Genomic DNA, 7,522 nt, shown 5'->3' on the forward strand with positions numbered 1-7,522 from the left:
GGTCGCAAGCCGTCTGCCGAGAAATATTTTTTTGGGAAACAACGTTTTCTTCGAAGAAATCTCTCGGCAACCGGGAATTACCGCGAAGATGCACAACTTCTACATATATTAAGCGGGCCGAAAATGAGTGAGAAAAAGAAAGCGTTGATCGATACCGCCACCCGGTTATTTGCAAAGTTCGGCTTTCATGCCGTGGGAATCGATCGGATCATCGCTGAATCGCGCGTGGCGAAAATGACGATGTATAAGTACTTCCCGTCGAAAAGCCGTCTCGTCGTCGAGGTCATCAACGAGCAGGGGGCTGCACTGAGCGCGGGAATCGCCGCCGCCACGGCATCGCATACCGAACCACTGGACAAACTGCGCGCCATCTTCTTCTGGCACGACGCCTGGTTCCGCTCCGAATCGTTCACAGGCAACATACTCATCCATGCCGCATCGGAATTTCACGCCGAGGAGAACGAAATTCTTGCCGCCTCGGCTGCGCAACGGCGGGCGTTCGTTCATCAGCTCGAGCGTATTCTCGGCGAACGCTTCGACGGTGCGGCTGCCGTCCGGCTCGCACAACGCTGCGCGCTGCTGCTCGACGGTGCGACGCTCGCACGGCAGTTGAGTGGCCGCACCGACGCCGCACGCGACGCGTGGGAGGTCGCCCAGACGCTGATCGAGAGCGAGCGCGTGCACTGCGTCTGACGGCGCCCGGCTCGGCAGGCCTGGCGGCACCAACCGGGAGGGGCTGAGCGCTCCCTACGGATTCTTGCATGCCGGGCACTGTTCGAGCACCTTAAAAACCCACTGACGCGCGCAAAAGTCGCGTTACACTCATCGACATGAATCGGGCCATGCAGCACGGTCGCCGGCATGGCGCGGCCGAGTTGCGTGGCGCGCCGGCAGGCTTTCCGTGCGGCACTGTCCGCATGGCCGATCTGCCCGTAAAATCAATTCATTCACGACTCGAGGAAACGTTCGATGCGCACCACCCGTTGCACCGGGGCCATGACCCTGCTCACCGAAATCGACGAGCCTAGCGGACGCGAAGTGCGCTCGCTGCGGCTGGAGCCGGCGGAAGACGGCAAGAGCATCCTTCTCATCGAAATCGACGAACGCAAGCCCGGCATTCACCGGGAGGTGCGGTACGAAATCACGCCGGCGGAGCTGATCGCCGCCATTCGCGCCAACGGCGCCGAGCTGCCAGGCGAACAGCACGCGCGCTGAAGCCGCCTCCCGGACTGTCTCGACCGATCGCGGCGGGCTCGATGCCCGCCGCTTTTCTTTGTGCGCGAATATCGATTTCAGAACACCCGGGCCGGAACGGTGACGACCAGGCGATAGACCTGACTCGTCGGATCCGAATAATAGGTCGACCCGACGTGCCACATCGCAATCAGGGCGATTTTCGTTTGCTTGAAGCGGCCGCTTTGCACGACATAGGTGGGCGTGATGCCGAATTCGTGGTGCCGGCCATGCACGGGCTGGCCGTTCTTGAAGTAGATCGAACCGTACGCAGGGCCGCCAGCTCCGTAGCGGGTAGCCGATGCGCTCGCATCCGCGCCCCAGCCTTGCTGTGCCCATACCAGTGTCGAAAAACCTGGCATGTTCGCGTATTTACCATCGAACGTGTAGCGCAATTGCAGCGATTGTTCATGCGGCGCGTTGTAGTCGACGTCCATCGAATTGATCAGATAATCGCCCGCCGTTTCGTCCACGTAATCGAAAAACTGGTCGCCGGCAATCTTCTGGTAGCCGACGAGCAGCGCATGGGGGCCGTGCTGCGCCGATAGTGCAAGGCTGTAAGCACGATTGCCGATGGGTCCCTGGCGCGCCGCGCCCGCATCGTGCGTCGCATAGGCGTTGGCGGTGCCGGTCAGTTTCACGGTATCGACATGGCCGGTACTCTGTTGAATCGACGCATAATATTGCCGCCAGACATCGTCGGCCTGATCTGCAAAAAACGAAACGCTGCCCTCGGGCGAATACGACCATGTACCGCCCAGGTAGCTGACGCGATCGAGCGGCACGCCTCCGTACGTGGTGCGCAGGCCCGACAACGAGGTGCGCCCTCGCGCGTTCACTTTGGTGAAGCTGCCCGCCTGGAGCGTGAGATTGCGCACGTCGCTGCTCGAAAGCGACGTGCCGAGAAAGGTCGGTGGCAACGCACGATTGTCATGAGGTTCGAGAAACGGATTGGAAACCGCATGCACGCCGTACTTCAGTACGGTTTCCGATACACGCGCCTTGACGTCATAGAGCCCAGGGTACGCCCACGCGAGCTGGTTCGCCCCACCGCCGCGCCGGGCCACGTGCACCATGTTGCCCGAGCCGTTTCCTCCATCGAGCTTTAGTGCGCCGAACAGACCCCCATCGATGCCCAGGCCAACCAAGCCCGGCGTAAAGCCGGATTGCCATCTGAGTTGCGCGCCTTCGACCCACGCATGGCGCGACAGGCCGCCCACGCTATGCAGATAGTCAGTGTAATTGCGGAACTCGAAATCGAGGCGGCTGCCCGCAAGCAGCCCGGCCATTGCCGGCTGCGCCGACATGGGCATCGATTCGGGAGGTAACCCCTCGATCTGATCGGCATTGGCGACGGCCGAGGGCACTGGCGGGACCGCGGGCTCGTCGGCGCGAACCAACCCGGCACCGGCCCACGTCGTTGCCCCGATCGCAAGCGCTGACGCGATACGCCGAGCCGCAAACAAGCTGTCTTTTTTCATTCACCGCTCTTCTATCAGTGTTTTTGAGTCGCCTAAGACTAGTTAGGATGCCTAAATACTAGATAAGTACTGAGAAAGGCGGCATCAAATCACGAGAATTTTTTTGTGTGCAGCTATCAACTGTGCGGGGGAGGATGTGCTCCGTGTATTCCCGAGGTGACGCACTTCGGACGCTTCATGAGAATCGCCGCGGCATTGCGATGGCTCAGGCGCACCACGGATTCCGCCTTGGCGCTGCGGCCTCGCCTAGCCACCTTCCGGCGCGCTCGCGCTCACTCGCGAAACAAGGTTTGAGCATCGCAACTCTGTCTCGCGATGACAATCCGCATAAAGGAGTCCTAATCGATGAATTCCTCTAGATCGCAAACGCGGTCCTTTACCACCATTTTTATGATTGAAATGTGGGAACGCTTCGGGTATTACGGCATGGCCGCTTTACTCGTGCTTTTCATGATCGAGCGCGTCGGTTTTAGCGACGCCAATGCCAACTTGACATGGGGTGCCTTCACGGCGCTCGTCTACGCCGCGCCTTCGATCGGTGGATGGATCGGCGACAAGGTGCTGGGCACGCGTCGCACGATGCTGCTAGGTGCGATGGTGCTCATCGTCGGCTACCTGATGCTCGGCATTCCCGACGACAGGCTCGGATTCGTCTATGCCGCGCTCGGCGTGATCGTGGTGGGCAACGGTCTTTTCAAAGCCAACGCGGCCAACCTCGTGCGGCGCATCTATGAAGGCGACGATGCCCGCATCGATAGCGCATTCACGATCTATTACATGGCGGTCAACGTCGGCTCCACGGTATCGATGCTCGCGACGCCGTGGATCAAGGACCGCTGGGGTTGGCATGCGGCTTTCGGCGTGTGCTGTGCAGGCATGACCGTTGGTGTGCTCTGCTGTCTCGCGCGATACGGCACGCTCGTGCGGATCGGCTCGGCGCCCGACGACAAGCCCGTGCATCGTCGGCGCCTCGCCATGGTGCTGGCGGCGGGTGCCGCGCTCGCACTTGCGACGGTCTTCGTTCTTCAGCATCGGGCGCTTGCCGTCGCGTGCGTCTACGTCGCCGCCGCGGCGATCGTCGCGATCTTCGCGTTGATGACGCTGACCTGCGAGCGCGCCGAGCGTGCCGGACTCGTGGCGGCGTTCGTACTGGTGCTGCAATCGATTCTCTTCTTCGTGTTCTATCAACAGATGTCGACCTCGCTGACGCTCTTCGCTTTGCGCAATGTCGACCCGGCCCTCTCGATTGCCGGCGTCACGCTTTTTTCGTGGAGCCCCGCCCAGTTCCAGGCGCTCAATCCGATCTGGGTCATGCTGATGAGTCCGTTGCTTGCGGGGCTCTATACGCGCCTCGCACAAGGCGGACGCGACGTCGGCATCGCGACGAAATTCGCGCTTGGATTCGTCGCCGTGGCGGCCGGCTTTTTCGTCTATGCGGTAAGCGGCCGCTACGCGATGGACGGCCGTGTTTCGTCGTGGTTCATGGTGCTGGGATATGGGCTCAATTCGCTCGGAGAGCTGCTCGTCAGCGGGCTGGGGCTGGCGATGATCGCCCGCTATATCCCGGCGCGCATGGGCGGCTTCATGATGGGCGCGTACTTCGTTGCAACGGGTGTCGCGCAATATCTGGGCAGCGTCGTCGCCAATCTCGCGCAATTGCCATCGAACGATTTGCCCGCGGTGCAATCGCTTCCGCTCTATATCGATCTTTTTGCAAAACTCGGGTGGCTCGCCGCCGCAGGTGCGCTAATCTCCATCCTGCTGTTGCCACTGATGCGCAGACTCGGGAACACGCACCGCCGCTCGGCGGCAGTGCTCGCCGGTGCAACGACGAGCGCTCGCTCGCGCGCATTCGTCTCCGACTGATCTGCGCTGCGCCGGGCCGGGCCTGTTCGGAGCCGGTGACCGACGAGCAATACCTTGTCGGGCCCAGGCAGCAATGCTGAGGGCTTGGCAACCGGCATAGCGCAGTTGGCGGCCAACCCGGCCGACTTTGCCTAAAATGGGCTCTGGCGCCGGCTGCCGCGGCGCGGTATGCAACCCCGACCGGAGCCGATATTGAAAGTTGCCCGACACTCGACGGCCGATATTCGCATAGGTATCGGCGGCTGGACCTACGAACCGTGGCGCGGGACCTTCTATCCGGAAGGACTCGTGCAAAAGCGCGAACTCGAATACGCGAGCCGCAAGCTGACCTCCATCGAGGTCAACGGCACGTTCTACGGCGCCCAAAAGCCCGAAAGCTTCGCGAAGTGGCGCGACGAAACGCCCGACGATTTCGTCTTCGCCCTCAAAGCGCCACGCTTCGCAACGCACCGCCGCGTGCTGGCCGAGGCGGCGGAATCGATCGAACGCTTCTTTTCCAGCGGCGTCACCGAACTCGGTGCCAAGCTGGGGCCGATCAACTGGCAGTTCGCACCCACGAAGAAATTCGATCCTGAGGACTTCGAAGCGTTTTTGGGACTGCTGCCCCATCGCGTCGACGGCCGCACGATCCGGCATGCACTGGAAGTACGTCACGAGAGTTTCCGGGATCCGGCATTCATCGCGTTGGCGCGTGAGCACCGTGTGGCCGTTGTGATAGCCGGCGACAGCAAATACCCTCAAATCGCAGCGCTCACCGCACCGTTCGTCTATGCCCGCATCATGGGAACGGAAGAGGCACATCCACTCGGGTACACGAAGCGGGCGCTCGATGAATGGGCCGAGCGCGTGCGCCGCTGGGCCGCGGGCGGTATGCCGCAGGGGCTCGAAACCGTCGATGGCGACGAGGCATCGCTCGGGGGCAAAGATACCCCACGCGATGTCTACCTATATGTGATCAGCGGCTTCAAGACTCTGAACCCGGCGGCAAGCATGGCGCTCATCGAACGCGTCGGACAGCGGGCCAAACACTAGAGTAGGCGCGGCCGAGCGCAGTTCCGGGGCCATCGAGCGACAGGCGGCCGATTCCCGCTCAATCGAGCAACGCTGCCGCGCGTTTTTTCAGTTCGGCGCCGAACTCGTCGAGCAGCCCAATCGACAAACGCCAGCTCTGCCAGTACAGATCGACATTGAGCTGCCGGCCCGGCAACAGCTCGATCAACTGCCCCGCCGCGAGCGGCTCCGCGATCATCTGCATCGGACACATGCCCCAGCCCAGCCCCATCGAACATGCCCGCAAAAAGCCGCCGACGTGAGGCACCCAGTGCACGGGCGGATCGACGACCGCACGCGTGACCCGGCGCACGAACCGCGCCTGTAATGCGTCCTTCGCGTTGAACACGACGCATGGCGCGCGCCGCAGCGCATCGCGATCGACTCCGCTCGCGAAGTAGCGCGCAAAAAACGGCGGCGTGCAGACGGCCAAATAGCGCATCGTGCCGAGCCGGGTCGACCGGCACCCTTGCACGGGACTCGCCTGCGTCGTGACGGCACCCTGCACGCTGCCGTCGCGGATGCGTTGCGCGGTGTGGTCCTGGTCGTCGATGACCAGATCGAGCAGCGTCTCGCGCTCGACGCAAAAGGCCGCCACGGCATCGACGAACCATGTGCCGACGCTGTCGTCGTTGACCGCCACACGCAAAGTCGGCCATGCCTGAGCGAGCGCACCGCCGCCCGGCATGAGCGGCATACGCCCACTCAGCTCCGCCTCCAACAGACGCACGCGCTCGGTATGCCGGCAGAGCAGCGCCCCCGAGGGCGTAGCCACGCACGGCTGTCCGCGCTTGACGAGAATGCTGCCGATGCGCTCCTCGAGCAGCTTCACCCGCTGCGAGACCGCGGAGGGCGTGACGTTCAATTCATTCGCGGCGCGCTCGAACGAACCGTGACGGACCACGGCCGCGAGCGCGTTGAGCAAAGCATAGTCGAGCATTAGAAACGCTTAATTGGCCTAACGAAAATTAGCTTTCCTTAGCATACCGCCGAGTCGCAGACTACGCTCGTTCGCCCCAAACGTCCACCTGCGTATCCCATGAATCCGACCGCTTTTTCGCATGGCGCCGTGCTGTCGGCGTCGCTGATCGTCACCATAGGCGCGCAAAACGCCTTCGTTTTGCGGCAAGGCATCATGCGCTCGCACGTCGGCAAGATCGTCGCACTGTGCAGCCTGTCCGACTTCGTTCTGATTGCCGCCGGCGTTGGCGGCGCATCGACGCTCGCCGCGCGGTACCCGCGTTTCGTCGAATTCGTTTTGTACGCGGGGCTCGCGTATCTGGCGTGGTTCGGTATCGGCGCGCTGTCCCGGGCGTTGCGCCCGGGACATGCGGTCATGGAAGTCCAGGGCGATGGCGCCGGCCCGAACGGGCAAAGCGCATGGGCGGCCGTGCTGACGACCCTGGCCCTCACCTGGCTCAACCCGCACGTCTATCTCGACGCGATGTTGCTCATCGGAACGGCCGGCGCGCGCGAACCCGAAAACGCGCGAGTGGCGTTCGCGCTCGGCGCGATGGCGGCGAGCCTCGTCTGGTTCGTATCGATTGGATATGGCGCGCGGTTTCTCGCGCCGCTTTTTCGGAAAGCGTCCGCGTGGCGCCTGCTCGACGGCGCAACCGGCGGCATGGTGCTGCTCGTGGCCGCCACGCAGCTACGCTGACAATCCCTGTCGATCGCTGTCGATCGATTGCCCCCGATATTTCTTTCACCTCGCTTTCGATTGCAAAACGCCGGCAGTTGATATATATCTCCCCAACGGTTGACCAGCCGTCAACGTTGAGAGGCGTTCATGAAAATCAAAATTATCGGGTATTGCGCCCTGGGGGCGATTGCACTCGCACTGTTCGTCACGATGTGTGCGATCTTGCGCGATGCAATCATCACACACGACA

At 62.3% G+C, this 7,522-nt stretch carries 7 protein-coding genes; 5 read left to right on the plus strand and 2 right to left on the minus strand.

Annotated features, from left to right (window positions below; all coding sequences use genetic code 11):
• Window positions 1-123: 123 nt before the first annotated feature.
• A complete protein-coding gene (locus VGL01_RS17610) occupies window positions 124-693 on the plus strand; it encodes a TetR/AcrR family transcriptional regulator (protein ID WP_331571544.1) in 570 nt (189 codons plus the stop codon).
• Window positions 694-969: 276 nt separating this feature from the next.
• On the plus strand, window positions 970-1,215 hold the full coding sequence (locus VGL01_RS17615; RefSeq protein ID WP_173260884.1) for a hypothetical protein: 246 nt from the start codon (window positions 970-972) through the stop codon (window positions 1,213-1,215).
• A gap of 77 nt (window positions 1,216-1,292) precedes the next feature.
• On the opposite strand, the gene VGL01_RS17620 is transcribed toward VGL01_RS17615, so the two are convergent.
• Window positions 1,293-2,714, minus strand: coding sequence for an OprD family outer membrane porin (locus tag VGL01_RS17620; protein WP_331571546.1), 1,422 nt, complete (start codon window positions 2,712-2,714; stop codon window positions 1,293-1,295).
• A 345-nt stretch (window positions 2,715-3,059) separates the two neighbouring features.
• Here VGL01_RS17620 and VGL01_RS17625 point away from each other — a divergent pair, with 345 nt between their 5' ends.
• Complete coding sequence (locus VGL01_RS17625) at window positions 3,060-4,580, plus strand: oligopeptide:H+ symporter (RefSeq protein WP_331571548.1); 1,521 nt, start codon at window positions 3,060-3,062, stop codon at window positions 4,578-4,580.
• Between the two features lie 168 nt (window positions 4,581-4,748).
• The gene (locus VGL01_RS17630; protein ID WP_331571550.1) at window positions 4,749-5,612 is read left to right on the plus strand and encodes a DUF72 domain-containing protein; all 864 of its coding nucleotides are present in this window, start codon (window positions 4,749-4,751) and stop codon (window positions 5,610-5,612) included.
• A gap of 58 nt (window positions 5,613-5,670) precedes the next feature.
• Here the strand turns inward: VGL01_RS17630 and VGL01_RS17635 are convergent, their stop codons facing one another.
• The gene (locus tag VGL01_RS17635; protein ID WP_331571552.1) at window positions 5,671-6,570 is read right to left on the minus strand and encodes a LysR family transcriptional regulator ArgP; all 900 of its coding nucleotides are present in this window, start codon (window positions 6,568-6,570) and stop codon (window positions 5,671-5,673) included.
• A gap of 99 nt (window positions 6,571-6,669) precedes the next feature.
• On the opposite strand from VGL01_RS17635, the gene VGL01_RS17640 reads away from it, so the two are divergent.
• Window positions 6,670-7,290: a LysE/ArgO family amino acid transporter gene (locus tag VGL01_RS17640; RefSeq protein ID WP_331571554.1), complete on the plus strand. Its 621-nt coding sequence runs from the start codon at window positions 6,670-6,672 to the stop codon at window positions 7,288-7,290.
• The last annotated feature ends 232 nt before the right edge of the window (window positions 7,291-7,522 follow it).

This window comes from Trinickia sp., assembly GCF_036503415.1.
Taxonomy (GTDB): Bacteria; Pseudomonadota; Gammaproteobacteria; order Burkholderiales; family Burkholderiaceae; genus Trinickia.